The following is a 25573-nucleotide window of genomic DNA, read 5'->3' as shown; positions in this document are numbered from 1 at the left end:
CCCTCAGCCCTCGTCCGTTGCTCCGGGCAGCGAGAACCCGTACCGGGCGAGGACGTCCGCACCGTCGGGGCTCAGGATCGCGTCGCGGACGAGCGCGGCGGCCCCGGGGTCGCGGGCCGATCGGAGGACGACGCCGCCCTGGTCGAGTCGCGGATACGCGTCGAGGGGGACCTCCGCCCAGGCGCCGATCCCGCGGAGCGGATCGGATCGGACGAGCGAGAGCGCGACGATTCCCGCATCGGCGTTCCCGGACTGCACGAACTCCGCCGCCTGCGCGACGTTCTCGCCGTAGACGAGCTTGCCCTCGACCTCGTCGAGGACGCCGGCGCTCCGGAGCGCCTCGACGGCGGCGACACCGTATGGCGCGTGGGCCGGGTTCGCGATCGCCACGCGCCGGACCTCGTCCGAGGCGAGGGCGGGCAGCCCGTCGGCCGGATCGAGGCCGCCCCCGTCGCCGGCCCAGAGCACCAGGCGCCCGACCGCGTACGGGAACACGTCCTCCTCGTCGGCGAGCCCCTCCTCGACGAGCTGCCGCGGGTAGGCGAGGTCGGCCGAGAGGAACACGTCGAACGGCGCACCGTTGGAGATCTGCGACAGGAACGTGCCTGAGGAGCCGTACGTCGTCGTGATCCGGACCTCGGGATGCCGCTCCTGGAGCAGCACCACTACCTCCTCGAGCGCGAACTTGAGGTCGGCGGCCGCGGCGATGCGGACCTGTGCCGTCGTCGCACCGTCGCCGGCGCCGTCCGACGCGGGGCCGCCGGCGCACCCGGCCAGCGCCAGACCGACGGCGAGGGCGGCCGCCATCGCCCGAGCCCCTGCGGCACGCCTGGTCACTGCGCCTCGCCGACCGGCGAGCGCTCGACGACCACGTTCGTCGCCTTCACGACCGCCGTCGCCGGGACTCCGGGCTCGAGGCCCAGGTCATCGGCGGCTTCGCGCGTCATCATGGACACCACCCGGAAGGGGCCTGCCTGGATCTCCACCACGGCCACGAGGCCGTCGCGCTGCACCTCGGTGACGATGCCCTCGAGGCGGTTCCGCGCCGAGCTCACCGCAGGACCGTCATCCGTGGCCCGACGTCGAGCGACCACGAACCGTGCCACATCGGCGCCGTCGACCAGGAGGCGACCGCCCGGGCCGCGGTCGGCGGGCAGGCGGCCCTGGTCGACCCAGCGCCGCACGGTGTCGTCGCTCACCCCGATGAGGCGGGCGACGTCGGGGATCCGGATTCGCTGCATGACAGCGCAGTCTACGCCGCATCCGCGGCGGGTGCGTCGATATCGTGCCGCAGATGCGACTCGGCGATCACTCGGTCGGCGGCTCCATGATGGGGCGGGCGGTGGCTCGGATCGTCAGCACGTCGGCCTCCCGGCCGGTTGGCGCGGGCTGGTCGTGCTTCGGCACGAACCGTTGCCATTCCGTGCGCGGCAGTCGCTGGTGCTCGCCGTCGACGTCGAGCAGCCAGTCGGCGTCATCCGGGCCCAGGTACCGGCCGGCCCGGACCTCGCTCACCCACCCCGCATCGGATGGGGCCCAGCGGATCAGGTGGATCCGCTTGCCGGGCGGGGGGTGGTTCACGTCGGACTCCATGCCTCGTTCGTACCGGGGCGGGGAAGATGCGGCGACCCCCTTGCGCTCCCCGCGACGGCGGGTTCCGGTCACCCGTCCCGGTCCGCGCGCAGCCGATCCAACGCGGCCTCGAGCGCAGCGTCCAGCGTGGCGAAGGTGGACCGGACTCCCGGTCCGGGACGCATCCACAGCATCTCGTACCCGTCGCCCAGGTCGGCGAGGTAGCCGACGATCTGACGGCGGTCGCCGTCCGCATAGGCCGGATCGACCACCCGCCAGTTGCGCTCGTCGAGCGGCACCAGCCCTACCGGTGCGGGAGTCGTCCGCACCCGCTCCTGCTGCGACATGATGCTCCCTCCGCGTGATCGATGCCACCACGGTCGCGGTCGGCTTCTCCGTACGGCAGACCCTTGACTTCGACCCGCCGACCTGCATCCGGGAGCCGTCGTCGCGCCCGCGCGCACGGAGCGCGTTCCGCCCGGTATGTCAAGGGTCTGATCCCCGCGAAGCGGGCCCGTCACGCTCGATGGAACACGGCGCTCCGGACGGCACGTCGTCCGACGAGGAGTGAATGATGCGATACCAACGGCGGCGCCCGCTCAGCGCAGCGGGACTCGGGGTCGTCCCCGACATGCTTCAGGCCGCGTGCGTGCGTGCGCACCCCGAGGTGGCGTGATGACCCGCCTCGAATCGGCCCCGACGTTCACGACCTCGGCCGGCCGGCCGATCCGGCAGCGACGGCGCGGCCTGCTCGCGAGCCTCCTCACGTCGACCGACCACAAGGTGATCGGCTACCTCTACCTCACGACATCCTTCCTGTACTTCTGCCTCGGCGGCGTGCTGGCGTTGATCATCCGCGCGCAGCTCTTCGAGCCCGGCCTCGAGATCCTGCAGACGAGGGAGCAGTACAACCAGCTGTTCACGATGCACGGCACGATCATGATGCTGCTGTTCGCGACGCCGCTGTTCGCCGGCTTCGCCAACGTGATCATGCCGCTGCAGATCGGAGCTCCGGATGTCGCGTTCCCCCGACTGAACGCGCTGTCGTTCTGGCTCTTCTTCTTCGGTTCACTCATCGCGGTGGGCGGCTACCTGACACCGCAGGGAGCGGCCTCGTTCGGGTGGACGGCCTACACGCCGCTGTCGACGGCGACGTTCTCACCCGAGCTCGGGGGGGATCTCTGGGTGCTCGGCCTGGCGCTCACCGGATTCGGCACGATCCTCGGCGCGGTGAACTTCATCACGACGATCATCACCATGCGTGCACCCGGCATGACGATGTTCCGCGTGCCCGTGTTCAGCTGGAACATCCTGATCACCTCGATCCTCGTCCTGATCGCCTTCCCGATCCTCGCCGCCGCGCTCTTCGCCCTCGCCGCCGACCGGATCTTCGAGGCGCACGTCTTCGATCCGGAGACCGGCGGGGCCATCCTGTGGCAGCACCTGTTCTGGTTCTTCGGGCACCCCGAGGTCTACGTCATCGCGCTGCCGTTCTTCGGCATCATCTCCGAGGTCGTCCCCGTCTTCAGTCGCAAGCCGCTGTTCGGCTACAAGACGATCATCTACGCGACCATCGCGATCGCCGCGTTGTCGGTGTCCGTGTGGGCGCACCACATGTTTACGACGGGAAGCGTCCTGCTGCCGTGGTTCTCGCTGATGACGGTGCTCATCGCGGTCCCCACGGGCGTGAAGATCTTCAACTGGATCGGCACCATGTGGCGGGGGTCGATCACGTTCGAGACGCCGATGCTGTGGGTGATCGGGTTCCTCGTGACATTCGTCTTCGGCGGGCTGACCGGGGTGATCCTCGCGTCGCCGCCGCTCGACTTCCACGTGCACGACACCTACTTCGTCGTGGCGCACTTCCACTACGTGGTGTTCGGGACGGTGGTCTTCGCGATGTTCTCCGGATTCTACTTCTGGTGGCCGAAGTGGACCGGGACGATGCTCGACGAGACCTTGGGCAAGTGGCACTTCTGGATCCTCTTCATCGGGTTCCACATGACCTTTCTCATCCACCACTGGCTGGGCGTGGTGCGGATGCCGCGGCGGTACGCCTCGTACCTGCCGGAGGACGGCGTCACATGGATGCACCAGCTCTCCACGGTGGGCGCGTTCCTGCTCGCGGTGTCGATGTTGCCCTTCTTCGCGAACGTGTACCTGACTGCTCGGCGCGCGCCGAAGGTCACGGTCGACGATCCGTGGGGATACGGTCGCTCCCTCGAGTGGGCGACCAGTTGCCCGCCGCCGCGGCACAACTTCACCTCGATCCCGCGGATCCGCTCGGAGTCGCCGGCGTTCGACGTGCACCACCCCGAGGCGGGGATCCCGGTGGGCATCGGCGGCCCGCATCTGCGGGACGCGCCCGACGCACCCACGCTGGAGGCGACGGACGACACGGTCCGGAGCCGCGCCGGCGAGGAGCGCGGGACGGAGTCACGGTGAGCCACCTCGGAGAAGCGAACGACCCCCGGGCGATGCGGACGTTCGGCGTCGAGGAGGAGTTCCAGTTCCTGCATCCCGGCACCTTGCTGCCGGCGGATGCGGGCGCCGCGGTGCTGCGTCGGCTGGCCAGGACGCCGTGGGCCGCGGTGGCGCACCGCGAGTTCCTCGCCTCGCAGATCGAGCACGCCTCCGTCGTGCTGAGCTCGCTCGACGAAGGCCGGTCGGCCCTCGTCGGCTTCCGGCGCGCCGTCGCCCGGTCGGCGAGCCGTCTCGGACTGGTCGCGGCCGGCGTCGGGACGGCCCCGGACTGCGTGACGGACCCTGGTCTCACCGACGACGTGGTCCGATACGGGCGCATCGCCGAGGACATGCTCGGGATCATCGCCGATCACCAGGTGAGCGGCCTCCACATCCACGTCGCCGTACCGGATCGCGCTGCGGGCATCCGGGCCCTGAACGCCGCCCGGCCGTGGATGCCGTTGCTCACCGCGTTCGCGGCCAACTCGCCGTTCTGGCGCGGCCGGGACAGCGGCTACGACAGCTGGCGGACGGTGCTGCTGCGGCGCTGGACCACCGCGGGCTGCCCGCCGGTGTTCGCCGACGCCGAGGACTACGACCGCCGGGTCGACGCGCTCATCGGCGTCGGCGGAACCTTCGACCGCGCACTCATCATGTGGAATCTGCGCCTGTCGGATCACCTGCCGACGATCGAGTTCCGGATGGCCGATGCACAGCTCGACGCGGAGTCGTCCCTGGTCGTGGCAGCGCTGTGCCGTGCGCTCGTGACGCGGTCCCTCGAGTCGACGGCGGCGGCGATGGAGCAGGAGGCCCCTCCCGGCGAGCTGCTCAGCGCGGCGATCCTCCACTCCGCACGGCACGGGCTCCGCGAGACCGTGTACGATCCGTCCGCCGGCGCGCTCGTGCCTGCCGAGGGGGCGGTGCGCGGGCTGGTGCTCGCCCTTGCCGACGACCTCGCCGCGGCCGGCGACCTCGACGCGGTCGTCGACGGGACGGAACGCATCCTCGCGGACGGCACCGGGGCCGAACGGCAGCGCCGGGCGTTCCTCCGGGGAGGAGCGCCGGCACTGCGGAGGCTGCTCGAGCGGGAGCTCGTCGCGGAGGAGCCGCAGCCCCGCGATGCAGGCGCCGGCGTGGGCACGCTGTCGGGTCCGATCGGCATCGTCGATCCGATCGCCGAGGTGCCCGCCATCCTGCCGGCGAACCCGTCAGGAGGTGTGCGTGTGCGGGATCACGGGTGAACTGGCCTTCGGCGGCGGGCGCGCCGATCCGGAACGGGTCGATCGCATGTCGACCGCGCAGGCGGAACGCGGGCCCGATGGCGACGGTCTCTGGCACGACGGCTGGGCTGCACTGGGGCACCGACGGCTGACGGTCATCGACCTGTCGGACCAGTCCGCCCAGCCGATGGTCGATGAGCCGAGCGGACTCGCGCTCGTCTTCAACGGCTGCATCTACAACTACCGCGAACTGCGCCGAGAACTCGCAGCGCATCACCGCTTCCGGACGGACGGCGACACCGAGGTCGTGCTCCGGGCGTACCAGCACTGGGGCGAGGAGTTCGTGGACCACCTCATCGGGATGTTCGCGTGCGTTCTCGTCGACCGGCGGCGGGGCGTGGCGGTCCTCGCGCGGGATCGCCTCGGCATCAAGCCGCTGTACCTTGCCCGCACCGGTGACGGCCTCCGGTTCGCGTCGCACCTGCCGGCCCTGCTCGCCGGGGGAGGGATCGACACGTCGCTCGACCCGACCGGCCTGCACCACTATCTGTCCTGGCACTCGATCGTCCCGGCCCCGCAGACGGTGCTCGCCGGCGTGGAGAAGCTGCCGGCCGCGACGATACGGGTCGTCTCGCAGGACGGACGGTCCCGCGATCGCCGCTACTGGCAACCCGCCTACGAGCGGGATCCCGCGCGCGGGGGCTGGACGGACGAGGAGTGGACGGACGCCGTGGCCTCAGCGCTCCGCACGGCGGTCGCGCGACGCACGGTCGCCGACGTGCCGGTCGGCGTGCTGCTCTCCGGGGGTCTGGATTCCAGCCTGATCGTCGCCCTGCTCGCCGAGACGGCGGGCGATCCCGTACGCACCTACAGCATCGGGTTCGAGGGCGTCGGAGCCGAGCGGGGCGATGAGTTCCGCTACTCCGATGCCGTCGCCGAGCGCTTCGCGACGGAGCACACGCGTCTGGAGATCGGGAGCGCGGGGCTCGCGAGCACGGTCGAGTCGACGGTCGCGGCCATGACCGAACCGATGGCGTCGCACGACCTGCCGGGGTTCTTCCTGCTCGCCGAGGCGGTCGCCCGCGACATCAAGGTCGTCCAGAGCGGGCAGGGAGCGGACGAGGTCTTCGCCGGCTACGGGTACCACGCCTCCGTGGCCGAGGCGTCGACGGACGCCGCCATCGAGGTGCTCGCGGACGTGTTCTTCGACCACCGGCATGCCGACCTCCTGCGAGTCACACGAACGGGCGCGATTCCCCGCGACGACGTCAGTCGCGAGCTGGCCGTTGCCCATTTCGCCAGGCACGGCGTCGAGACCGCCCTCGACGCCGTGCTGCGCCTGGACACCCACCTCCTCATGGTGGACGACCCGGTGAAGCGACTCGACTGCATGACCATGGCCTGGGGTCTCGAGGCGCGAGTCCCCTTCCTCGACCACGAACTCGTGGAGCTCATGGCTTCGTGTCCGCCCGAGCTCAAGCTGGCCGACGGCGGCAAGGGCCCGCTGAAGCGCCTGGCGCGACGGATGCTGCCCACCGAGGTGTGGGACCGGCCGAAGGGATACTTCCCGGTACCCGCGCTCAAGACCCTCGATGGGTCCGTGCTCGAGTTGGCCGAGCGGGCGCTGCGGCCACGGCACGCCCGGATCCGGACGGCCGTGGACGGACAGTGGCTCGATCGGATGCTCGACCGTCCGAACGACTGCTTCACGCCGGTCGGCGGGAACGCGTTGTGGCCCTTCGTCGTCCTGGAACTCTGGCTGCAGGAGCACGGAGCCGGGTGAACCGAGTCGTGCTCGTGTCGCCGGCGCGTCAGGAGCGCGTGTCGTGCTCGTCCGACTCCCGCGTCGGCGGAGGCGGCGGTGACGGCGCGGTGCCGTGGCCCTCCACGACGGCGCGGGTCGCCGCCGGCACCACGCGCGTGTGCCGGTGGAGATCGGCGGCCTCGATCGAGATGCCGGAGACCGAGTTCGCGGCGATCATCAGTCGGTCGAGCCAGAGCCGGTCGAGATCGGGCGGACGGGGCAGGTCGTACGACGCGAGCACGCCGGCAGACGGATGGACCCACACCTGCTGGGCGTGTTCCCCGGTTCCGGTCCATTCGAGGAGGACCGGCTCATTGCGACGCAACTTCGCCACGAGCACTGCGTGCAGGTGCGCGGTCAGGTCGTCATCGAGTTCGATGGTTGCGAGCCCCGCGATCGTCAGGCATCCCATATCAGTACTCACCGCCCCCCAGCTGGCCCTAGCAACATTGTGCGTCTGTCGATTCCGTTGGCGATAGGGCTTGACGAGCGGCCTCTGACGCGAGTCGGGGTGTGGCTTGCGCCGGCCTTCCTCGGCGTCAAGCCCGTGTGCAATCGACGCGACAGGAGTAAGCAGGACACCATGGACCGGCTCTACTACGCAGGGGATTCCGTGCTCACGGGGTCGGCGATCGCGAAGGCACTGATCGACTACGCCGGTGCGCTCGCCGACGTGCGGGAGTCCGCGACCATCCGGATCCCGACGCGCCGAGCCGACGGGTCGCTCGGGCACTCCACGGTGCTCATCGGCCCGGCGAGCGAGCTCATCTCGGATGAGGAGCCCGGCGAGCACGAGGAACTGGTCGACGACGAGCTGGTCGCGTACATGGCCGCGGAGACCAGGAAACTCCGCAACATCGCGGTCGTCGGCGACGTCGACGAGGAGGAGTACGACGACTACTGAGCTCCCCGCGGCTCAGCTCGCGTTGATGGAGTGTGCCGACTGGTCGACCTCCTCCACGCCCAGGGGGACGTCCTCGGCCTGGATGATGAGGCCGCCGCCCTTGGACGCGAGATCGGCGAGGCGCTCGGCCCAGGCCATGTTGAGCTCCACCGGCACGGAGGCGTCGTACTCGCAGTGGATCGGCACGCCGTTGTCGACCCAGACCGCGTGCCGGCCGAGCCCGCTGGAATCGGCAGCGCGCCAGCTCATGAAGAAGTTCTCACCGCGGCGGAGCTTCACCCCGATGATGAGCTGGAGATGCGCCAGCAGGCGGTCCTCCATCTCGAACGACGAGTCGCCGTAGTACAGCTTGCCCATGTGGTCCTCCCGCGTGCTCTGAATCACGGTAACGCGACCGGCCCGTCACCGGTCAAGACCTGCAGCGGGCTTGATGGACGCCATTCAGGTCTGCTAGTCGCTTCGGCGTCAGGTGATGTCGAACGGGTCGAACCAGGAGGGCTCGACCGGGTCCTCGCGGAGATCCGACGCCCGCAGGGCCTCCTCGGAGGCACGCACCTCGATGGCCAGGCTCATTCCCGGCGACACCAAGACGGTGAGCGTGCGGCCCGGGGCATCGACGAGTTCGACGAAGCCGCCGCCGGCGCGGACCTGATCGGTGATCCGCGTCATGATCCCCGCGACGTCCTGGTCGGCCGGGAGGACGTACTCCCGCCCGTCGACGATGATCCTGATCACACGCATGGCGTCCCTTCGGCTTCATCCGAGGCTAGTCTCCGACGTCGCACCGGCATTCGAGAACACCCTTGACGCTGCACCCGTCCGACTGCAAGTCTGCGCACCAGCGGTGCGGTGCATCCGGCACCGGAAACGCGAAAACCCCCGGCGAACCGGGGGTTTCCTAACGATGTGGCTCCGACCGGCATCGATCCGGTGACCTTTCGATTTTCAGTCGAACGCTCTACCAACTGAGCTACAGAGCCTCGCGGCATCCGCCCGACGAATCGGGAACCGGTGCCTCGATAAGGAGAAAGCCCCTTCTCTCGAAAGGGAAAGGGCTTGTCGCCTGAGCGACCCTGACGGGACTTGAACCCGCGACCTCCGCCGTGACAGGGCGGCACGCTAACCAACTGCGCCACAGGGCCTCGTAAAGAAGCTGTTCAATTGTAAACCCATCGCAGGGTGACCCCAACGGGATTCGAACCCGTGCTGCCGCCGTGAAAGGGCGGTGTCCTAGGCCGCTAAACGATGGGGCCGGAGTGTCATACCGGGGCATGACCGCCGAGAAGACAGCATACGCATTCGGCGGCCAGATTCCAAAACGAGCCGCCGAACCGCGCCACGCGGGGCCGAAATCCCCGGAGGCGACCCCCGGCGCGCCTACGGTGACATGGCCACTGCCCGCACGGACGACACGAGCGCGGGTCCTGAACGGGCCGCGCGGATGAGGGGATCATGTCGCGAGACGCAGAGCGCCGAGCACCCGGCCGCGCCGGGTCGAGGCTGCGCGCCGTCGCGGCGGCCATCGTGCTCATGTTCGCCGCGACCGGTGGCGTGGTGGCCGACCCCGTGCCCGCCTCTGCCGCCGACTACCCGACCTGGCAGGAACTGCAGAAGGCGAAGGCCGACACGCGCGCCGCCGCCAGGGCCGTGGACCAGATCATCGCCCTCATCGCGCAGCTCGAGGAGAACGTGGCCGTCGCCCGCGCCGAGGCCGAGCGGCGGACCGAGGAGCTCCTCGTCGCCCAGCAGGAGTACGACGACGCCGCCCGCCGGGCCGAGGAGATCCAGTCGCAGGCCGACGCGGCCGCCGCCGAAGCGGAGGCGGCGGAGCGCAGCGCGGGGCAGGTCGCCGCGCAGCTCTACCGCACGGGCAGCACCGACCTCGGCGTCAACATGCTCATCGACGCCGGCGACGCCCGGCGCACCGACGAACTGCTCGCCCGCCTCGGTTCGATGGAGAAGCTGGTGGAGCGCACCGGCGACATCTACGCGCAGGCCAAGGAGGCCGGCAATACGGCGCAGTCCCTCGCGGACCAGGCCGAGGTGGCCCGCGCCGAACGCGAGAAGCTCCGCATCGCCGCCGAGAAGGCCCTCGTCGCAGCGCAGGCCGCCCAGGCCGCGGCCGAGACGGCGCTCGCCGAGTCCGAGTCGAAGAAGATCGAGCTCGACCAGCAGCTGAAGTTCCTCCGCGACACCGAGGCGAAGACGACCGCCGCGTACGAGGAGGGCGAGCGGAAGCGCAAGGAAGAGGAGGAGCGGCGCCGCAAGGCCGAGGAGGAGCGCCGCAAGCGCGAGGCGGCGCCCGCCGCCTCGGCCGGTGGTGGCGGCGGCGGAGGCGGTGGCGGCGGCGGCTCCGGCTGGTCGAAGCCCGCCTACGGCTACATCTCCGGCGTGTACGGCCCGCGTCAGGTGATCTGCAGCGGCGGGTACTGCACGAACCCGTTCCACTACGCGACCGACATCGCCACGGGCTGCTCTGCGCCCATCTACGCCGCGACGAGCGGCCGCGTGGTCTTCTCGGGCTACTCGGGCAGCTACGGCAACTTCATCAAGATCGACCACGGCGGCGGGATCTCCACCGGGTACGCCCACATCCGGCCCGGCGGCCTCTTTGTCGGCTACGGACAGTGGGTCTCCTCGGGCCAGGTGATCGCGTCGAGCGGCACCACCGGCGCGTCGACCGGATGCCATCTGCACTTCGAGGTCTACAGCGGCTGGAGTCGCATCGACCCGCAGCCCTTCATGGCCGCGCGCGGCGTCTACCTCGGCTGAGGCACGGCACACCGAGGCGACTCGGGGACGCGACGAGGGGGCGAGCCGAATCGGCTCGCCCCCTCGTGCGTGCAGCGGATGCCGCGGCATCCGCTCGGTGCTCAGTGGCCCGGGTACGCCTCGATCGCCTTGGCGATGAGCGACTCGGCCTCGGCCGCGTCGGCCCAGCCCTCGGTCTTGACCCACTTGCCGGGCTCGAGGTCCTTGTAGTGCTCGAAGAAGTGCTCGATCTCCTTCTTCGTGTACTCGGGGATCGAGTCGACGTCCTGGATGTGGTTCCAGCGGGGGTCGCCCGCGGGCACCGCGATGACCTTCGCGTCGCCGCCGCCGTCGTCGGTCATGTGGAACACGCCCACGGGACGGACCTTCACGCCCACGCCCGGGAACAGCGGGTACTGGGTGAGCACGAGCACGTCCAGCGGGTCGCCGTCGTCGCCCAGGGTGTTCTCGAAGAAGCCGTAGTCGGTCGGGTAGACGAAGTTCGTGTAGAGCACGCGGTCGAGGAAGACCCGGCCGGTCTCGTGGTCGACCTCGTACTTGTTGCGGCTCCCCTTGGGGATCTCGATGACGGCGGCGTACTCGCCCATGCTGTTCTCCTCGTGTGGCGGATGGCGCGGCCCGCGCCCGGATGGCCGGAATAAGGTTACGTGATGGCCTCCGAGCGACGACCACGGCTGACGCCGCCGATCGCCGACGTGCGACGCGCGGTGCGCCGGGTGCTGGAGCGGCGGGAGGACGCGCCGCTCCTGCTCGTCGCCCTGTCGGGCGGGGCCGACTCCCTCGCGCTCGCCGCGGCCGCCGCATTCGAGGCGCCGCGGGCCGGATGGCGCGCCGGGGCCGTCGTCGTCGACCACGGCCTGCAGGCGGGGTCGTCCGAGCAGGCGGATGGCGCGGCATCCGTCGCCCGCGACCTCGGGCTCGACCCGGTGCTCGTGCGACGCGTCGACGCGACCGCCGCCCCCGGCGGCGACGGCCCGGAGGGCGCCGCGCGCGCCGCCCGGTACGCCGCCCTCGACGCCGCCGCCCGCGAGGCGGGCGCGGAACTCGTGCTGCTCGGCCACACCCTCGACGACCAGGCCGAGACGGTCCTGCTCGGGCTCGCCCGAGGGTCGGGCGCGGCCAGCCTCGCCGGAATGGCGCCGCGCAACGGCCGGTACGCACGGCCGCTGCTCGGCATCCGCCGTGCCGACACCCGGCAGGCGTGCCGCGACGCGGGCCTCGTGCCGTGGGACGACCCGCACAACGCCGACAGCGCCTACGCCCGAGTGCGCGTCCGGGAGCGCGTGCTGCCCGTGCTCGAGGCCGAGCTCGGCCCCGGCGTCGCCGAGGCGCTCGCCCGCACCGCCGAACAGCTCCGCGAGGACGAGCAGGCGTTCGCCGAGCAGATCGACGAGTTCATCGAGGAGATCTGCGAACCCGCCGAGGCCGGCATCGCCGTGAGCGCGGCCGTCCTCGCCGCCAACCCCGCCGCGCTCCGCCAGCGCATCATCCGCCACGTCGTCGCGAGCGAGTTCGGCGTCGCCCTCACGCGGCGGCAGACCCTCGAGGTCGCCCGGCTCGTCACCGACTGGCACGGACAGGGCCCCATCGACCTGCCCGGCTGCCGGGCCTCCCGGGCGGGCGGGCGCATCGAGTTCACCGCGCGCTGACGACTAGGCTCGTGGCATCCGTTTCGCCCAGGAGCAACAGGAGGAGCCGGGAATGGATTCGCGCGAGATCGAAGCCGACCTGACCGAGGTGCTGGTCACCGAGCAGCAGATCCGCGACAAGCTGGCCGAGCTCGCCCGGCGCATCGAAGCCGACTACGCCGGCCGCGACCTCCTCCTCGTCGGCGTGCTGAAGGGCGCGGTCATGGTCATGGCCGACCTCGCCCGCGAACTGCGCTCGCACGTCACCATGGACTGGATGGCCGTCTCCTCGTACGGCGCGGGCACCCAGTCCTCCGGCGTCGTGAAGATCCTGAAGGACCTCGACAGCGACCTCTCCGGCCGCGACGTGCTCATCGTCGAGGACATCATCGACTCCGGCCTCACCCTCAGCTGGCTGCTCGGCAACCTCCGCTCGCGCGGCGCCGCCTCCATCGAGATCTGCGCGCTGCTGCGCAAGCCGGATGCCGCCAAGGTCGAGGTCGACGTCAAGTACCTCGGGTTCGACATCCCCAACCAGTTCGTCGTCGGCTACGGCCTCGACTACGCCGAGCAGTACCGCAACCTGCGCGACGTCGCCATCCTCGCGCCGCACGTCTACAGCTGATCCGGGCGCTGCGCGCCCTCAGCGGCAGCGCGAATGGTCCGCTTCGGGCGCTGCGCGCCCACAGCGAACACACGGATCGCGCCCAGTGACCAACCGGTAGCCTTGCACCACCATGAACATGAAGAAGATCCTGCGCGGGCCGGTCATCTACATCCTGCTGGCCATCGTGGCGGTCTGGATCGGGTCGAGCCTCATCACCCAGTCGGGCTTCCGTGAGGTCTCCACCCAGCAGGGCCTGGAGCTGCTCGACGAGGGCAAGGTCCAGGAGGTGAAGATCGTCGACGGCGAGAACCGCGTCGACCTCACCCTCGCCGAGGCCGAGGAGGACCTCGGCACCCAGGTGCAGTTCTACTACGTCACGCCCCGCGGCGAGGACGTGCTGGCCGCGGTCGACCGCGCCGACCCCGAGAACGGGTTCGACGACGAGGTCCCGCAGCCCAGCTGGTTCCTCTCGATGCTCGGCATCCTGCTGCCGCTCGTGCTCATCGGCCTCTTCTTCTGGATCATCCTCTCGGGCATGCAGGGCGGCGGGAACCGCGTCATGCAGTTCGGCAAGTCCAAGGCCAAGCTCGTCTCCAAGGAGAGCCCGAAGGTCACCTTCGACGACGTCGCCGGCGCCGAGGAGGCCATCGAGGAACTCCACGAGATCAAGGACTTCCTCAAGGACCCGGCCAAGTTCCAGGCCGTCGGCGCCCGCATTCCCAAGGGCGTGCTGCTCTACGGCCCGCCCGGAACCGGCAAGACGCTCCTCGCGCGCGCGGTCGCCGGCGAGGCGGGCGTGCCCTTCTACTCGATCTCCGGTTCGGACTTCGTCGAGATGTTCGTCGGCGTCGGCGCCAGCCGCGTGCGCGACCTCTTCGACCAGGCCAAGCAGAACGCGCCGGCCATCATCTTCGTCGACGAGATCGACGCGGTCGGCCGCCACCGCGGCGCCGGTCTCGGCGGCGGACACGACGAGCGCGAGCAGACGCTGAACCAGCTGCTCGTCGAGATGGACGGCTTCGACCCGAAGACCAACGTCATCCTCATCGCGGCGACGAACCGCCCCGACATCCTCGACCCGGCGCTGCTGCGCCCCGGCCGCTTCGACCGCCAGATCGGCGTCGATGCCCCCGACCTCAAGGGCCGCCACAAGATCCTCGAGGTGCACGCCAAGGGCAAGCCGCTGGCCAAGGGCGTCGACCTCGAGGTGCTCGCGCGCAAGACCCCCGGCTTCACGGGCGCCGACCTCGCGAACGTCCTCAACGAGGCCGCGCTGCTCACCGCACGCTCCAACGCGCAGCTCATCGACGACCGCGCCCTCGACGAGGCCGTCGACCGCGTCATCGCCGGTCCGCAGCGCCGCTCGCGCGTGATGAAGGACAAGGAGAAGCTCATCACGGCGTACCACGAGGGCGGCCACGCGCTCGCGGCGGCGGCGATGAACTACACCGACCCCGTCACGAAGATCACGATCCTGCCCCGCGGCCGCGCGCTCGGCTACACGATGGTGCTGCCGCTGGAGGACAAGTACTCCGTGACGCGCAACGAGCTGCTCGACCAGCTCACGTACGCCATGGGCGGTCGCGTCGCCGAGGAGATCGTGTTCCACGACCCGTCGACGGGCGCCTCGAACGACATCGAGAAGGCCACCGCCACGGCCCGCAAGATGGTCACCGAGTACGGCATGAGCGCGACCGTCGGCGCCGTGAAGCTCGGGCAGTCGCAGGGCGAGGTGTTCCTCGGCCGCGACATGGGCCACCAGCGCGACTACTCGGAGGAGATCGCCGAGCGCGTCGACGCCGAGGTGCGCGCGCTCATCGAGCAGGCGCACGATGAGGCGTGGCAGGTGCTCAACGACAACCGCGACATCCTCGACCGCCTCGCCGAGGCGCTGCTCGAGCACGAGACGCTCGACCACAACCAGATCGCCGAGATCTTCGCGAACGTGAAGAAGCTGCCGCCGCGGCCGCTGTGGCTCTCGAGCGAGAACCGACCGGTCTCCGACCGCCCGCCGATCCGGTTCCCGCACCAGAAGGCGCCGATCGACCAGGGCGCCGTGGACGGCGGCGTCGACTCGGGCGCCCCGGTCGAGGAGGCCAAGGCGTCGCGCACGCCGAGCACGAAGCCGCGTCCCGCGACGGCCTAGCCGCCGCCGGCGCGTGAGGAGGGTGCCATGACGGGCGTCGACACGGGCCGCGTCGAACGCGCGGTCCGCGAGCTGCTCCTCGCGATCGGCGAGGACCCCGACCGGCCCGGGCTCGAGCGCACGCCGCGTCGCGTCGCCGAGGCGTACGCCGAGTTCTTCAGCGGGGTCGGCGGCGATCCGCAGCGGCACCTCGCCGACTCGGTCCCGACGGGGTCGACGGATGCCGGTGAGCCGGCCGATTCCGACGTCGTCGTGCTCCGCGACCTCGGCTTCCGGTCCATGTGCGAGCACCACCTGCTGCCGTTCACCGGCGTCGCGCACGTGGCGTACCTGCCCGGCGAGAAGATCGTGGGCCTCAGCCGGATCCCGGCCGTCGTCGACACGATCGCGAGCCGCCCGCAGGTGCAGGAGCGCCTGACGGAGCAGATCGCCGACGCGCTCGACGCCGGGCTCCGGCCCCGCGGCGTCCTCGTCGTCCTCGACGCCGAGCACGGCTGCGTCACCGCCCGCGGCGCCAGGCAGGAGCACAGCTCGACGGTCACGGTCGCGAGCCGCGGGGCCCTCGCCGAACCGGCCGCGCGCGCCGAGGTCATCGCGCTCATCGGATCGGGCCGCGGTGACTGAGACGCTCATCATGGGGGTCGTCAACGTCACCCCCGACTCCTTCAGCGACGGCGGGCGCTGGTTCGACGCCGACGCGGCGATCGCGCACGCGCTCGAGCTGGCCGAGGCGGGCGCCGACCTCCTCGACGTCGGCGGGGAGTCCACGCGCCCCGGCGCCGCGCGCGTCGAGCCCGAGGAGGAGCTGCGCCGCGTGGTCCCGGTGATCCGCGAGCTCGCGGGCCGGGGGCTCCGCGTGAGCGTCGACACCATGCGTGCGACCACCGCCGCCGCGGCGGTCGAGGCGGGGGCCGAGATCATCAACGACGTGTCGGCGGGACTCGCCGACGAGGCCATGGCCCGCATCGCCGCCGAGAGCGGCGCCCGGTACGTGGCCATGCACTGGCGCGGCCACTCGGACCGGATGGACGAACTCGCCCGGTACGCGGACGTCGCGGCCGAGGTCCGGGACGAGCTCGCGGCGCGCGTCGACGCGCTCGTCGCCGCGGGCGTCGCGCCCGACCGGCTGATCCTGGACCCGGGCCTCGGGTTCGCCAAGCGCGCCGAGCACAATTGGGAGCTCCTCGCCCGCCTCGACGTCCTGGCCGGGCTCGGGCTGCCGCTGCTCGTCGGCGCCTCGCGGAAGCGGTTCCTCGGCGCACTGCTCCCGGAGGGCGCGCCGGTCGAGGACCGCGACCTGCCGACGGCCGTGGTGAGTGCCCTGTCCGCGCAGGCCGGCGCCTGGGGCGTGCGCGTGCACGACGTGCGCTCCACGCGCGTCGCGCTCGACGTCGCCCGTGCATGGCAGAGTGGACGACGTGGCTGACTCGCGCGATCGGATCGCAGTGACCGGCATCCGCGTGCGCGCGCACCACGGGGTGTTCGACTTCGAGCGCGAGCAGGGGCAGGAGTTCGTCATCGACGTCTCGGTCGCCGTCGACCTCGCGGCCGCGGCATCCGGCGACGACCTCGCGCGCACCGTGCACTACGGCGAACTCGCGGTGGCGGTCGCGCGGGCCGTCGAGCGCGACCCCGTCGACCTCATCGAGACGGTCGCCGAGCGCGTCGCCGGCGTGGCGCTCGGCTTCGCCGGCGTCGAGGAGGCGACGGTCACCGTCCACAAGCCGCAGGCGCCGATCGAGGTGCCGTTCGACGACGTCGCCGTCACGGTCGTGCGGAGTCGCGCATGAGCCGGGCCGTCGTCGCGTTCGGGGCGAACCTCGGCGACCGCGAGGCGACCATCGGCGCCGCGGTGCGCGAGCTCGCCGACGCGCCGGGCATGCGCCTGGTCGCGGTCTCACCGGTCTACGAGACCCCGGCGGTGAAGCTCGACGGCGTCGACCGCGACGCGCCCCGCTACCTCAACGGCGTGGTCGTCCTCGAGACCGACCTCGAGCCGCACGCGCTCCTCGACCTCCTGCAGCGCATCGAGCACGAGCACGGCCGCACCCGCGACGAGCGCTGGGGCGACCGCACGCTCGACCTCGACCTCATCGACGTCGACGGCCTCCGGATCGCCGACGAGCGGCTCGAGCTCCCGCATCCCCGCGCCTGGGAGCGCGCGTTCGTCCTGCAGCCGTGGCTCGACGTCCAGCCCGACGCCGAGATCGCCGGGCGCGGGCGCGTCGCCGACCTCCGTGCGGCGGCCACCGACGAGGTGGTGCGGCGATGAAGCGCACGCACGCCTCGACCCTCGTCGCGTTCGGCTTCGTCGGCCTCGCCGTGGGGTACCTCGTCGAGCTGGCACTGGTCAGCGCCGGCGCGCAGGCCGTCGTCCCGCCGTTGTCGCTCGCGATCACCCTGGTCGGCGTCGGAGCGCTCGTGCTGGCGTTCGCCTGGCCGATCCGTCAGGCGGTGCGCGGCACCGCCACGCGCCGGATCGATCCCTTCCGGGCCGCGCGCACCGCGGTCCTCGCCAAGGCGAGCAGCATCACCGGGGCGCTGGTGCTGGGCGCCGGCGTCGGCATCACGGCGTTCCTCCTGACGCGCAGCGTCCTGCCCGCGGCATCCACCGTGTGGACGGCCGTGGCGACGGCCGCCGGCGCCGCGCTGCTGCTCGCCGCCGGCCTGGTCGCCGAGCACTTCTGCACCATCCCGCCCGACGAGCCCGATGAGGAGGGCGCCGCGCGTGCCTGACCACGACCAGCCGATGACCGGACCGGCCGAGGCGGACGAGCGTCCTCCGGCGGTGCCAGGGCCGCCGGCGCCCGCCCCGGCGGCGCCAGAACTCGCGCCCCCGGCGATGCCGCCCTCATCCCCGGCGATGCCGCCCGCACCGCCACCCATGCCGCCCGCGCCGCCGGCCGCGCCCCGCGAGATCGACTCCGACTGGCGACGCGTCTCGCCCAAGCACGTCGTCGTCGAGGTCGTGGGGTCGGTGATCGGCTCGGGCATCACCGTCGCCGTGCTCCTCATCGCGGGAACCTGGCTCGACCTGCCCGTCCTGTGGTGGGCCGCGGCCGCGATCGGTGCGATCGCGCTCGTCGCCATCGCGCTCGAACCGCGCCGGGTGCGTTCGATCGGGTACCGGCTCCGCGCCGACGACCTGGTCTTCCGGCGCGGCATCATGTTCCAGCGGCAGGTGGCGGTGCCCTACGGCCGCATGCAGCTCGTCGACATCACGCGCGGTCCGGTCTCGCGTGCCCTGGGCCTCGCCGACCTGAAGTTCGTCACGGCCGCCGCCGCGACCGCCGTCACGCTGCCCGGCCTGCCGCTCGAGGAGGCGGAGCGGCTGCGCGACGAACTCGTCGCCCTCGCCGAGACGCGCCGGGCGGGGCTGTGACCGGGACCGGCCCCAGGACGCCGGTGCGCGACCTCGCCGACGGCGAGTGGCACCGCCTGCACCCGGCGAGTCCGCTCCTCCGCGGTGGACTCGTCTTCCTCGCCGTGCTCGGATTCGTGATCGCCAACCTGCGCGAACGCGTCGTCGAGGTCTTCCTGCTGCTGTTCGCGCCCGTCGCGCCCGATGACCGGTTCGAGCCCTCCGCCGGATGGAGCGGCGACTGGGCCGAGGACCCGATCGGCGGGATCGTGGTCAACGGGCTCATCGGCTGGGCGCTCGTGGCCCTCGCGGTCGTCATCGTCCTCGTGATCGCCGGATTCCACCTCGCGTGGCGCATGCACACTTTCCGCGTGACCTCCGAGGCGCTCGAGGTCCGCAGCGGCATCCTGTTCCGCTCGCACCGCAGCGCCCGGCTCGACCGCGTGCAGGGCATCAACCTCAACCGACCGCTCTTCGCGCGGCTGTTCGGCACCGCGAAGCTCGACGTGTCGGTGGCCGGGCAGTCGGGCAACGTCGACCTCGCGTATCTCGGCTCGGCGCAGGCGGAACGGCTCCGGGCCGACCTGCTGCGCCTCGCCTCCGGGGCGCGGGGCGTCGGGGCGACCGGGTCCGACCCCGCGACCGACGTCGAGGCGGAGGCCGGGGAGCCGGGCACGCTCGCAGCCCGCGCCGGCCAGCTCGTCGGCCGCCGCGTCGACGAGTTCCGCGCGCCCGAGCTCGACCCGTCGCTCGCACCGCCGGAGTCCATCGTCCGGCTGCCGCTGCCGCGCGTGATCGCGTCGGCGCTCCTCGGCGGCTCGATGATCTGGTTCGCCGTGCTCGTCGTGGTGATCACCACGGGTGTGGTCAGCGGCGCGCCATGGGTGCTGTTCACGTTCGTGCCCGCGGCCATCGGCCTGATCAGCTACCTGTGGTCGCGCATCACGAAGTCCCTCCGCTACTCGATCGCCGGCACGGCCGACGGCGTGCGCATCGGCTCGGGCCTGCTGTCGACCGCGAACCAGACGATCCCGCCGGGGCGGGTCCACGCGATCGAGGCGACCCAGTGGCTGCTCTGGCGTCCGTTCGGCTGGTGGAGCATCCGCATCAACGTCGCCGGGCAGTCGCTCGCCGCCGGCAACGACGGGATCCAGCGCACCCTGGTGCTCCCCGTCGGCACCATCGACGACGTCCGCCGGGTGGTGGGGCTGTTCGTGCCGGATGCCGATCCGACGCTCGACCACCTGCTGCTCGCCGGCATGACCGGCTCCGGGCGGACCGCGGGCTTCCTCGTCGCGCCGGGACGGGCCGCCTGGATCCGGCCGTTGTCGTGGCGCCGGATCGGGGTCGCCGTGCACGGCGGGCTCGCGCTGCTCCGACGCGGACTGCTCGTCCGCAGCGCCGTGCTCGTGCCGCTCGCGCGCATGCAGTCGGTGGCGATCGCGGCGGGTCCCGTCCGGCGCGCCCTCCGCGTCGCCTCGCTGCGCATCCACACCGTGATGGGGCCCGTGACCGCCGAGGTGCCCGCGCTCGACCGGGCCGATGCGGATGCCGCGTTCGAGGCGCTCGCCGCCGAATCCGTCGCGCGCGCCCTCCGGGACCGCACCGACCGCTGGGGGGTGACCGCCGATGGTCGCTGACCGACGGGCGGGCCGCCTCGGCGTCGGCACGATCGGGGCCGGCCGGGTCGGCGCGGTACTCGCCTCGGCGCTCGCAGGCGCCGGCCACGCGCTCACCGGCATCTCCGCCGTGTCCGACGCGAGCCGCGAGCGCGCTGCGGCGATGCTGCCCGACGTCCCCGTCCTGCCCATCCCCGAGATCATCGAGCGCAGCGAACTCGTGCTGCTTGCGGTGCCCGCCGACGAACTGGCGCCCCTCGTCGAGGGCCTCGCCGCGGCGGGAGCCTGGCGCCCGGGTCAGCTCGTCCTCCACACGGCCGCGCGCTACGGCGTCGACGTGCTCGCCCCCGCGCTGCGCTCCGGGGCCATCCCGCTGGCGATCCACCCGGCCATGACGTTCACGGGCACGAGCATCGACCTGACGCGGTTGGCCGGCACGTGGTTCGCGGTGACGGCGCCGGCGCCGGTGCTGCCGATCGCCCAGGCGCTCGCGGTCGAGATGGGCGGGGAGCCGTTCGTCGTGGCCGAGGAGGACCGCGGCGCGTACGCGGACGCGGTGGACACCGCCGTCTCGTTCTCGAGCGCGATCGTCGACCAGGCGGCCGGCATCCTCGAGGGGATCGGCGTGGCGCGGGCGGGCTCCGTGCTCGCGTCGCTCGTGCGCAGCTCGGTCGAGAACGCGCTCGCGCGGCACGACCCCGGTCCGACGGTCGACGGCGGGGCGACTACGATCGACGGGGCCGACGACGCACGGCCGTCCGGAGGTGACAGGTGAGCGAGCGCAGGGTCGGCGGGGGCCGGGCGGGTGGCACGGCGGCATCCGTCGTCGTCGCACCTCGGGTGGTCGACACGGTCGCCGGGATCCGCGACGAGGTCGACGCGCACCGCGCCGCCGGGCGCCGCGTGGCGCTCGTGCCGACGATGGGCGCGCTCCACGACGGGCATCTCGCGCTTGTGCGCCGCGCCCGCGAGGTCGCCGACGTCGTCGTGGTGTCGATCTTCGTGAACCCGCTCCAGTTCGGCGCGGGGGAGGACCTCGACCGGTACCCGCGCACGCTCGAGGCCGACCTCGCCGCGCTCGGCGCGCACGGCGTCGAGCTCGTCTTCGCGCCATCGCCCGACGAGATGTACCCCGAGGGGGCCGTCGAGACGCGCGTGACGGCCGGCCGCATCGGAGAGCTGTACGAGGGCGCCTCCCGCCCCGGGCACTTCGACGGCATGCTCACCGTCGTCGCGAAGCTGTTCAACATCGTCCGTCCCGACCACGCGGTGTTCGGTCAGAAGGACGCCCAGCAGGTGTTCCTGGTGCGCCGGATGGTGCGCGAGCTCGACGTGCCGCTCGCGATCGAGGTGGTGCCGACCGTGCGCGAGCCCGACGGGCTGGCGATGTCGAGTCGCAACCGGTACCTCGAGGGCGACCAGCGCCGCGCGGCGCTGCTGCTGTCGGAGTCGCTCGCCGCAGCCGAGGCCGTGGGCGCCGAGGGGCTCGACGAGGTGCTCGCCGAGGCGGCGGCCGCGTTCGGTGACCACGACGGCGTCGAGCTCGACTACCTGGTGGTCGTGGACCCCGACACGTTCCTCCCCGTCGGGGAGGAGGCGCGCGGCGAGGCGCTCGTGCTCGTCGCGGCGCGCGTGGGCTCGACGCGGCTCATCGACAACGCGGTCATCTCGCTGGGCTGAACGCCGCAGCATCCGGGCACCGGTCAGGCTCGGCCGGGGGCGGCGGGCTACGCTGTTCTCTGGCGTCCGCGAACGGATGCCGCCTCCCACGCCCCCGCCGACCGATTCCGGAGTCCACATGGCCGACGAGACCACGCACGAGCCGACCGCCGAGGAGATCTCGGAGCAGAAGGCCGTGCGTCTGGCCAAGCGCGAGCGGCTCAACGCGGCATCCGACGACCTCGGCGCGGGCGCCTACCCGGTGAGCCTGCCGATCACGTCGTCGATCCCCGAGGTGCGCGACCGGTTCGTGGGTCTCGGCGTCGACGAGCGCAGCGGCGAGACCGTTGGCGTCGCGGGGCGCGTGGTGCACCTGCGCAACACCGGCAAGCTGTGCTTCGCCGCGCTGCAGTCGGGCGACGGCAGCCGCATCCAGGCGATGGTCTCGCTCGGCGAGGTGGGCGAGGAGTCGCTCGCGGCGTGGAAGGAGCTCGTCGACCTCGGCGACCACGTGTTCGTCGCGGGCGAGGTGATCACGAGCCGCCGGGGCGAACTGTCGATCATGGTGAGCGAGTGGCGGATGGCGGCGAAGGCCATCAACCCGCTGCCGAACCTGCACCACGAGCTCTCGGAGGAGACGCGGGTCCGAAGCCGCTACCTCGACCTGATCGCGCGCGATCAGGCGCGCCGCAACGTGCTCGACCGGGCCGCCGTCAACGCGAGCCTGCGCCGCACGTTCACCGAGCTCGGCTTCGTCGAGGTCGAGACGCCGATGCTGCAGGTCATGCACGGCGGCGCGTCGGCGCGGCCGTTCGTCACGCACTCGAACGCGTTCGACACCGAGCTGTACCTGCGCATCGCGCCCGAGCTGTACCTGAAGCGCGCGGTCGTCGGCGGCATCGAGCGCGTGTTCGAGATCAACCGCAACTTCCGCAACGAGGGGGCCGACTCGACGCACAGCCCCGAGTTCGCGATGCTCGAGGCCTACGAGGCGTACGGCGACTACCACTCGATCGCCGACCTCACCCAGCGGCTCATCCAGGACGCCGCGCACGCCGTGTCGGGTTCCCACGTGGTGACGTGGTCCGACGGCACCGAGTACGACCTCGGCGGCGACTGGGAGCGGCTGTCGATGTACGACTCGCTGTCCGATGCGGTCGGCGAGCGGATCACGCCCGAGACGCCGATGTCCCGCCTGCAGGAGCTCGCCGCAGCGGTCGACATCGAGATCGACCACCCGCTGCCGGGCAAGTACGTCGAGGAGCTCTGGGAGCACCACGTGAAGCCGGGCCTCGAGCGCCCGACGTTCGTGATGGACTTCCCGCTCGACACGTCGCCGCTCGTGCGCCAGCACCGCAGCATCCCCGGCGTCGTCGAGAAGTGGGACCTCTACGTCCGCGGCTTCGAGCTCGCGACCGGCTACTCGGAGCTCGTCGACCCGGTGGTGCAGCGCGAGCGGTTCGTCGAGCAGGCGCGCCTCGCCGCGGGCGGCGACCCCGAGGCGATGCGCCTCGACGAGGAGTTCCTGCGTGCGCTCGAGTTCGGGATGCCGCCGACGGGCGGCATGGGCATGGGCATCGACCGCCTCCTCATGGCCATCACCGGGCTCGGCATCCGGGAGACGATCCTGTTCCCCCTCGTGAAGTGACCGGCCCCGAATCGAACGGATGACGCGATGAACGACTACCTCCCCAAGAAGGAGCTCGAGCCCGAGCGCGACCCGCGGCAGCCCTCCTTCGCGCGCATCGCGATCTGGGTCATCGTCGGCGCGATCGGCCTGTACCTGCTCGGCTCGGGGATCTGGGGCATCGTCACCGGAGGCTGACGCCGCGGCATCCGCTCGCCGTACCCCGAGCTGGGGCGGCCCGCACCCAGCGAACCCGAGGAAACCCCCGTATTCTGGAACGGCTATGGACGAATTCTGGGCGAACGCCATCTGGTCGGTGGCTCCGACCGTGCTCATCGGACTCATGTTCTGGTTCGTGATGCGCGCGGTCGTGCGCGCCGACCGCCACGAGCGCGACGCCTACGCCCGGATCGAGGCCGAGGAGCGCGCGAAGCGCACCGGCGAGCACCGGGCCGCGTAACCGGGGATGACGCCGGCGCAGACGACGGCCCTCATCGGCGGCATCCTGCTGCTCATCGACCTCGTCGTCCGGATCATCGCGATCATCGTCGTGCCGCGCAACCGGCGCCCCACGGCGGGCATGGCCTGGTTGCTCGCCATCTTCTTCATCCCCTACATCGGCATCCTGTTCTTCCTGCTCATCGGCAACCCGAAGCTGCCGAAGGCGCGGCGCGACAAGCAGGAGCAGGTGGACCGGTTCATCCGCGAGAGCACGCACGGCGTCGAGCGCGTGAGCGACAGCTCGGCCTGGCCGGACTGGTTCGAGGGCATCGTGCGCCTGAACCGCAACCTCGGCGCGATGCCGCTCATCGGGCAGAACGGCGCGAGGCTCATCGGCGATTACGAGGCGTCGCTCGATGCGATGGCCGACGCGGTCGACCGGGCCACCCGGTACGTGCACGCGGAGTTCTACATCTTCGCGTACGACTCGACCACGGCCCGCTTCATCGACGCGCTCGGCAGCGCGGCCGCGCGCGGCGTCGAGGTCCGCGTGCTGCTCGACCACATCGCGTCCCGGCGCGTGAAGGGCTACAAGCGCACGCTGCGCCGCCTCACCGACTTCGGCATCGAGTGGCAGCTCATGCTGCCCGTGCAGCCGCTCAAGGGCCGGTACCAGCGACCCGACCTGCGCAACCACCGGAAGATCCTCGTCGTCGACGGCGAGATCGCCTACATGGGCTCGCAGAACGTCATCGACCGGAGCTACCACAAGCGCAGCAACCTCCGGCGCGGACTCAAGTGGCAGGAGCTCGTCGCCGAGGTCGAGGGTCCCATCGTGTCGGGCCTCGACGCGATCTTCGCCACCGACTGGTACCTCGAGACGGGCGAGGCGCCGTCGCGTGACGAGCTGATCCCGTTCGAGCAGGAGTCGGAGCTGCAGAACCTCGACTGCCAGGTCGTGCCGAGCGGGCCCGGCTACCAGAACGAGAACAACCTCAAGCTGTTCCTCGCGCTGCTGTACGCGGCCAGGGAGCGCATCATCATCACGAGCCCGTACTTCGTGCCCGACGAGGCGATGCTCCGGGCGATCAGCGGCGCGACGCAACGCGGCGTGCACGTCGAGCTGTTCGTCTCCGAGATCGGCGATCAGGCCCTCGTGTACCACGCGCAGCGGTCGTACTACGAGGCGCTGCTGCGGGCGGGGGTGCGCATCTACATGTACAAGGCGCCGTTCATCCTGCACGCCAAGCACTTCACGATCGACGACGACGTCGCGGTGATCGGTTCGAGCAACATGGACATCCGGTCGTTCGAGCTCAACATGGAGGTGTCGCTGCTGGTGCGCGGGGCGTCCTTCGTGCGCGAGATGCGGGCGGTCGAGGACGGCTACCGACGAGACAGCCGCGACCTCACCCTCGACGAGTGGATGCAGCAGCCGCTGCGGTCGACCATCCTCGACAACCTCGCCCGGCTCACGTCGGCGCTGCAGTAGCGCGCGGTGCGCGTGCGCCCGCGTCCGAGACGGGGGACATGCGCCGGAAACATGCCACCGCATAGGCTCGCTGCAAATGCGCGCCGCCCCGGCGATCCTCAGCGTGCCCGCTTCGCGCCTCCGCGCCACGATCGCGCAAGAATCTTGATCAGAACGCAACGTTCCGGTCTGGAGGACGCCGCCGCCGCATGACAAGGTGAGTGGCACCGCTTTCCCGCGCACGATCTCACCACCCGGTCGTGCGCGGCTCGCGTGCCC

29 protein-coding genes and 3 tRNA genes are annotated in these 25573 nt (G+C 71.6%); 21 read left to right on the top strand and 11 right to left on the bottom strand.

Going from position 1 to position 25573, the window contains the following annotated elements; genetic code table 11:
* Positions 1-3: 3 nt before the first annotated feature.
* The 4 genes from modA to RH861_RS11370 all read right to left on the bottom strand — a co-directional run bounded on the left by modA (position 4) and on the right by RH861_RS11370 (position 1919).
* Positions 4-807, bottom strand: a complete 804-nt coding sequence (gene modA, locus RH861_RS11385; RefSeq protein ID WP_310521050.1) for a molybdate ABC transporter substrate-binding protein — start codon at positions 805-807, stop codon at positions 4-6.
* Between the two features lie 26 nt (positions 808-833).
* Positions 834-1241, bottom strand: a complete 408-nt coding sequence (locus tag RH861_RS11380; protein WP_310521049.1) for a TOBE domain-containing protein — start codon at positions 1239-1241, stop codon at positions 834-836.
* 67 nt (positions 1242-1308) lie between these two features.
* A complete protein-coding gene (locus RH861_RS11375) occupies positions 1309-1593 on the bottom strand; it encodes a hypothetical protein (protein ID WP_310521048.1) in 285 nt (94 codons plus the stop codon).
* Positions 1594-1661: 68 nt separating this feature from the next.
* Positions 1662-1919, bottom strand: coding sequence for a hypothetical protein (locus RH861_RS11370; RefSeq protein ID WP_310521047.1), 258 nt, complete (start codon positions 1917-1919; stop codon positions 1662-1664).
* 328 nt (positions 1920-2247) lie between these two features.
* Here RH861_RS11370 and ctaD point away from each other — a divergent pair, with 328 nt between their 5' ends.
* From ctaD to RH861_RS11355, 3 genes are read left to right on the top strand one after another with little or no spacing between them, the layout of a single operon-like run.
* The gene (gene ctaD, locus RH861_RS11365; RefSeq protein WP_310521046.1) at positions 2248-4017 is read left to right on the top strand and encodes an aa3-type cytochrome oxidase subunit I; all 1770 of its coding nucleotides are present in this window, start codon (positions 2248-2250) and stop codon (positions 4015-4017) included.
* Positions 4014-5276: a carboxylate-amine ligase gene (locus RH861_RS11360; RefSeq protein WP_310521045.1), complete on the top strand. Its 1263-nt coding sequence runs from the start codon at positions 4014-4016 to the stop codon at positions 5274-5276. The genes ctaD and RH861_RS11360 overlap by 4 nt, the downstream gene beginning before the upstream one ends.
* Entirely contained in the window at positions 5257-7038 is a 1782-nt protein-coding gene (locus RH861_RS11355; protein ID WP_310521044.1) for an N-acetylglutaminylglutamine amidotransferase, read from the top strand. The genes RH861_RS11360 and RH861_RS11355 overlap by 20 nt, the downstream gene beginning before the upstream one ends.
* Positions 7039-7066: 28 nt before the next feature.
* On the opposite strand, the gene RH861_RS11350 is transcribed toward RH861_RS11355, so the two are convergent.
* Positions 7067-7483 carry a DUF7882 family protein gene (locus RH861_RS11350; protein ID WP_310521043.1) on the bottom strand — a complete coding sequence of 139 codons (417 nt, stop codon included), beginning with the start codon at positions 7481-7483 and terminating at the stop codon, positions 7067-7069.
* Positions 7484-7642: 159 nt separating this feature from the next.
* Here RH861_RS11350 and RH861_RS11345 point away from each other — a divergent pair, with 159 nt between their 5' ends.
* Positions 7643-7963 (top strand): hypothetical protein, encoded by a 321-nt coding sequence (locus RH861_RS11345; protein ID WP_310521042.1) that lies wholly within the window; start codon positions 7643-7645, stop codon positions 7961-7963.
* A 12-nt stretch (positions 7964-7975) separates the two neighbouring features.
* On the opposite strand, the gene RH861_RS11340 is transcribed toward RH861_RS11345, so the two are convergent.
* The 5 genes from RH861_RS11340 to RH861_RS11320 form a co-directional block, all read right to left on the bottom strand.
* A complete protein-coding gene (locus tag RH861_RS11340; RefSeq protein WP_310521041.1) occupies positions 7976-8320 on the bottom strand; it encodes a DUF7882 family protein in 345 nt (114 codons plus the stop codon).
* 108 nt (positions 8321-8428) lie between these two features.
* Positions 8429-8704: a hypothetical protein gene (locus RH861_RS11335; RefSeq protein ID WP_310521040.1), complete on the bottom strand. Its 276-nt coding sequence runs from the start codon at positions 8702-8704 to the stop codon at positions 8429-8431.
* Positions 8705-8870: 166 nt separating this feature from the next.
* Positions 8871-8943: transfer RNA gene (locus RH861_RS11330), tRNA-Phe, on the bottom strand.
* A gap of 88 nt (positions 8944-9031) precedes the next feature.
* A tRNA-Asp gene (locus RH861_RS11325) sits at positions 9032-9105 on the bottom strand.
* 38 nt (positions 9106-9143) lie between these two features.
* Positions 9144-9216: transfer RNA gene (locus RH861_RS11320), tRNA-Glu, on the bottom strand.
* Positions 9217-9415: 199 nt separating this feature from the next.
* Here RH861_RS11320 and RH861_RS11315 point away from each other — a divergent pair.
* Positions 9416-10735, top strand: a complete 1320-nt coding sequence (locus RH861_RS11315; protein WP_310521039.1) for a M23 family metallopeptidase — start codon at positions 9416-9418, stop codon at positions 10733-10735.
* 101 nt (positions 10736-10836) lie between these two features.
* Here RH861_RS11315 and ppa read toward each other — a convergent pair whose 3' ends face one another.
* Positions 10837-11322, bottom strand: a complete 486-nt coding sequence (gene ppa, locus RH861_RS11310; protein ID WP_067944879.1) for an inorganic diphosphatase — start codon at positions 11320-11322, stop codon at positions 10837-10839.
* Between the two features lie 63 nt (positions 11323-11385).
* On the opposite strand from ppa, the gene tilS reads away from it, so the two are divergent.
* From tilS to cls, 16 genes are all read left to right on the top strand, one after another.
* Complete coding sequence (tilS, locus tag RH861_RS11305) at positions 11386-12384, top strand: tRNA lysidine(34) synthetase TilS (RefSeq protein WP_310521038.1); 999 nt, start codon at positions 11386-11388, stop codon at positions 12382-12384.
* A 52-nt stretch (positions 12385-12436) separates the two neighbouring features.
* Positions 12437-12988 (top strand): hypoxanthine phosphoribosyltransferase, encoded by a 552-nt coding sequence (gene hpt, locus RH861_RS11300; protein WP_067949105.1) that lies wholly within the window; start codon positions 12437-12439, stop codon positions 12986-12988.
* A gap of 112 nt (positions 12989-13100) precedes the next feature.
* The gene (gene ftsH, locus RH861_RS11295) at positions 13101-15116 is read left to right on the top strand and encodes an ATP-dependent zinc metalloprotease FtsH (RefSeq protein ID WP_067949107.1); all 2016 of its coding nucleotides are present in this window, start codon (positions 13101-13103) and stop codon (positions 15114-15116) included.
* A 27-nt stretch (positions 15117-15143) separates the two neighbouring features.
* Positions 15144-15740 carry a GTP cyclohydrolase I gene (gene folE, locus RH861_RS11290; protein ID WP_310521036.1) on the top strand — a complete coding sequence of 199 codons (597 nt, stop codon included), beginning with the start codon at positions 15144-15146 and terminating at the stop codon, positions 15738-15740.
* Between the two features lie 10 nt (positions 15741-15750).
* Positions 15751-16542: a dihydropteroate synthase gene (folP, locus tag RH861_RS11285; RefSeq protein WP_067949116.1), complete on the top strand. Its 792-nt coding sequence runs from the start codon at positions 15751-15753 to the stop codon at positions 16540-16542.
* Positions 16535-16906, top strand: coding sequence for a dihydroneopterin aldolase (gene folB / locus RH861_RS11280; RefSeq protein WP_197467011.1), 372 nt, complete (start codon positions 16535-16537; stop codon positions 16904-16906). Before folP ends, folB begins: the two co-directional genes overlap by 8 nt.
* On the top strand, positions 16903-17388 hold the full coding sequence (gene folK / locus RH861_RS11275) for a 2-amino-4-hydroxy-6-hydroxymethyldihydropteridine diphosphokinase (protein ID WP_310521035.1): 486 nt from the start codon (positions 16903-16905) through the stop codon (positions 17386-17388). Before folB ends, folK begins: the two co-directional genes overlap by 4 nt.
* Positions 17385-17852 carry a DUF3180 domain-containing protein gene (locus RH861_RS11270; protein ID WP_067949114.1) on the top strand — a complete coding sequence of 156 codons (468 nt, stop codon included), beginning with the start codon at positions 17385-17387 and terminating at the stop codon, positions 17850-17852. The genes folK and RH861_RS11270 overlap by 4 nt, the downstream gene beginning before the upstream one ends.
* A gap of 148 nt (positions 17853-18000) precedes the next feature.
* Positions 18001-18498 (top strand): PH domain-containing protein, encoded by a 498-nt coding sequence (locus tag RH861_RS11265; protein WP_310521034.1) that lies wholly within the window; start codon positions 18001-18003, stop codon positions 18496-18498.
* A gap of 23 nt (positions 18499-18521) precedes the next feature.
* Entirely contained in the window at positions 18522-20117 is a 1596-nt protein-coding gene (locus tag RH861_RS11260; RefSeq protein WP_310521033.1) for a PH domain-containing protein, read from the top strand.
* On the top strand, positions 20107-20871 hold the full coding sequence (locus RH861_RS11255) for a Rossmann-like and DUF2520 domain-containing protein (protein WP_067946601.1): 765 nt from the start codon (positions 20107-20109) through the stop codon (positions 20869-20871). Before RH861_RS11260 ends, RH861_RS11255 begins: the two co-directional genes overlap by 11 nt.
* A gap of 86 nt (positions 20872-20957) precedes the next feature.
* Entirely contained in the window at positions 20958-21776 is an 819-nt protein-coding gene (gene panC, locus RH861_RS11250) for a pantoate--beta-alanine ligase (protein WP_374760987.1), read from the top strand.
* A gap of 118 nt (positions 21777-21894) precedes the next feature.
* Entirely contained in the window at positions 21895-23403 is a 1509-nt protein-coding gene (gene lysS / locus RH861_RS11245; RefSeq protein ID WP_310521032.1) for a lysine--tRNA ligase, read from the top strand.
* 27 nt (positions 23404-23430) lie between these two features.
* Entirely contained in the window at positions 23431-23580 is a 150-nt protein-coding gene (locus RH861_RS11240; protein WP_310521031.1) for a hypothetical protein, read from the top strand.
* Positions 23581-23665: 85 nt separating this feature from the next.
* Positions 23666-23842, top strand: a complete 177-nt coding sequence (locus RH861_RS11235; RefSeq protein WP_197466956.1) for a hypothetical protein — start codon at positions 23666-23668, stop codon at positions 23840-23842.
* 6 nt (positions 23843-23848) lie between these two features.
* The gene (cls, locus tag RH861_RS11230) at positions 23849-25315 is read left to right on the top strand and encodes a cardiolipin synthase (RefSeq protein ID WP_310521030.1); all 1467 of its coding nucleotides are present in this window, start codon (positions 23849-23851) and stop codon (positions 25313-25315) included.
* Positions 25316-25573 lie beyond the last annotated feature (258 nt).

This window comes from Agromyces indicus (assembly GCF_031432295.1).
GTDB lineage: Bacteria > Actinomycetota > Actinomycetes > Actinomycetales > Microbacteriaceae > Agromyces > Agromyces indicus.
Note: the sequence above shows the minus strand (reverse complement) of the source record. Positions and strands in the feature narration are given on the sequence as shown.

Excerpts from the sequence above, each read along its gene's own strand:
- RH861_RS11345 (WP_310521042.1), top strand. The coding sequence starts at position 7,643 with ATGGACCGGCTCTACTACGCAGGGGATTCCGTGCTCACGGGGTCGGCG.
- RH861_RS11265 (WP_310521034.1), top strand. The coding sequence starts at position 18,001 with ATGCCGCCCGCGCCGCCGGCCGCGCCCCGCGAGATCGACTCCGACTGG.
- RH861_RS11255 (WP_067946601.1), top strand. The coding sequence starts at position 20,107 with ATGGTCGCTGACCGACGGGCGGGCCGCCTCGGCGTCGGCACGATCGGG.
- folE (WP_310521036.1), top strand. The coding sequence starts at position 15,144 with ATGACGGGCGTCGACACGGGCCGCGTCGAACGCGCGGTCCGCGAGCTG.
- RH861_RS11375 (WP_310521048.1), bottom strand. The coding sequence starts at position 1,593 with ATGGAGTCCGACGTGAACCACCCCCCGCCCGGCAAGCGGATCCACCTG.
- cls (WP_310521030.1), top strand. The coding sequence starts at position 23,849 with ATGACGCCGGCGCAGACGACGGCCCTCATCGGCGGCATCCTGCTGCTC.
- RH861_RS11370 (WP_310521047.1), bottom strand. The coding sequence starts at position 1,919 with ATGTCGCAGCAGGAGCGGGTGCGGACGACTCCCGCACCGGTAGGGCTG.
- lysS (WP_310521032.1), top strand. The coding sequence starts at position 21,895 with ATGGCCGACGAGACCACGCACGAGCCGACCGCCGAGGAGATCTCGGAG.
- RH861_RS11235 (WP_197466956.1), top strand. The coding sequence starts at position 23,666 with ATGGACGAATTCTGGGCGAACGCCATCTGGTCGGTGGCTCCGACCGTG.
- RH861_RS11270 (WP_067949114.1), top strand. The coding sequence starts at position 17,385 with ATGAAGCGCACGCACGCCTCGACCCTCGTCGCGTTCGGCTTCGTCGGC.
- folK (WP_310521035.1), top strand. The coding sequence starts at position 16,903 with ATGAGCCGGGCCGTCGTCGCGTTCGGGGCGAACCTCGGCGACCGCGAG.
- RH861_RS11380 (WP_310521049.1), bottom strand. The coding sequence starts at position 1,241 with ATGCAGCGAATCCGGATCCCCGACGTCGCCCGCCTCATCGGGGTGAGC.
- RH861_RS11340 (WP_310521041.1), bottom strand. The coding sequence starts at position 8,320 with ATGGGCAAGCTGTACTACGGCGACTCGTCGTTCGAGATGGAGGACCGC.
- ppa (WP_067944879.1), bottom strand. The coding sequence starts at position 11,322 with ATGGGCGAGTACGCCGCCGTCATCGAGATCCCCAAGGGGAGCCGCAAC.
- modA (WP_310521050.1), bottom strand. The coding sequence starts at position 807 with ATGGCGGCCGCCCTCGCCGTCGGTCTGGCGCTGGCCGGGTGCGCCGGC.
- hpt (WP_067949105.1), top strand. The coding sequence starts at position 12,437 with ATGGATTCGCGCGAGATCGAAGCCGACCTGACCGAGGTGCTGGTCACC.
- ctaD (WP_310521046.1), top strand. The coding sequence starts at position 2,248 with ATGACCCGCCTCGAATCGGCCCCGACGTTCACGACCTCGGCCGGCCGG.
- tilS (WP_310521038.1), top strand. The coding sequence starts at position 11,386 with ATGGCCTCCGAGCGACGACCACGGCTGACGCCGCCGATCGCCGACGTG.
- ftsH (WP_067949107.1), top strand. The coding sequence starts at position 13,101 with ATGAACATGAAGAAGATCCTGCGCGGGCCGGTCATCTACATCCTGCTG.
- RH861_RS11335 (WP_310521040.1), bottom strand. The coding sequence starts at position 8,704 with ATGCGTGTGATCAGGATCATCGTCGACGGGCGGGAGTACGTCCTCCCG.
- RH861_RS11315 (WP_310521039.1), top strand. The coding sequence starts at position 9,416 with ATGTCGCGAGACGCAGAGCGCCGAGCACCCGGCCGCGCCGGGTCGAGG.
- RH861_RS11240 (WP_310521031.1), top strand. The coding sequence starts at position 23,431 with ATGAACGACTACCTCCCCAAGAAGGAGCTCGAGCCCGAGCGCGACCCG.
- folP (WP_067949116.1), top strand. The coding sequence starts at position 15,751 with ATGGGGGTCGTCAACGTCACCCCCGACTCCTTCAGCGACGGCGGGCGC.